1 protein-coding gene is annotated in these 909 nt (G+C 32.3%); it reads left to right on the forward strand.

The genetic code is table 11. The annotated features are described in order from the left end of the window. The first annotated feature begins 270 nt into the window (after positions 1-270). On the forward strand, positions 271-834 hold the full coding sequence (locus R7O13_RS25100; protein WP_318304972.1) for a hypothetical protein: 564 nt from the start codon (positions 271-273) through the stop codon (positions 832-834). Positions 835-909: the final 75 nt, after the last annotated feature.

Below are 909 nucleotides of genomic sequence, written 5' to 3' on the forward strand. Positions count from 1 at the left end.
TCATTGTTTTAATAAATCAATGGCTTGCAAGATAAATTAACAATATATGATCGAGTTACAAGTTGGTTGGATACTACGTGCTTTAATATTGGAAATAGACTTAAGGTTGATAATCAACTCATATTGAAAAGTAATTGTAGCTTACATATTTAACAATTGCAGAGATTTATTAGGCTAGTCGCATTTCGAAGAAACAGTTTCTACGTTTATAGACATTAAAAGATTGCCATATAAAGATTTGGATAAAATCAAATCTGAGTCGTGTATAAAATGAAGTTTATAAAACTGTTAGCCTTAGTACTCTCGTTTCAATGCTTTGCACAAAGTCAAGAGTTACATCTATCTCAAAACGTTGTGCTCGATGTCCCCTTATCAAAAACAATACTTCATACGGGTAACATACTTATATTTAAATTTGGCGATAGCCATATTTCTCATGAAGTCTTGAGTCCTAAAGAGTTTTTTTCTCCCATAGATTTAACTGGTGTTGAAAAAGAATTTGTTAGATCTCTGTTCGAGTTTACGGAAAACAGTTCATTTCCACAATGGTTAAACGCAGCTTCTAATGAGTTATCAGAGACATTAGGTATTACGAAGGATAATAAAGTTATTGAGGTTAAAGGTGGGCTCGAAATATTAGGGTTCTATGATTCTGAAAGCCAAAGTGGACAGCTTTTTATATTAGATACTAGTCTAATACATCATTTTACCTTTTTGGGCTCAGATGAGCTTTTTAAAAACCTTTATCAGTCAATTCGGGAGAAAATAATGAGTTTAACAATTGAAGAAAAGAGAAACCTAAAGACATTCTGGATTAGTTTATATGGCCCTTAAGCAAATCAATGGCCAGTTAACGCGGACATGTTCGATTTAACATATAAACTTCTAGAAGAGTCAAAGAAATGTAGC

Source organism: Vibrio sp. Y176 (assembly GCF_033438945.1).

Coding starts and splice junctions, on each gene's coding strand:
- R7O13_RS25100 (WP_318304972.1), top strand. CDS start 271: ATGAAGTTTATAAAACTGTTAGCCTTAGTACTCTCGTTTCAATGCTTT.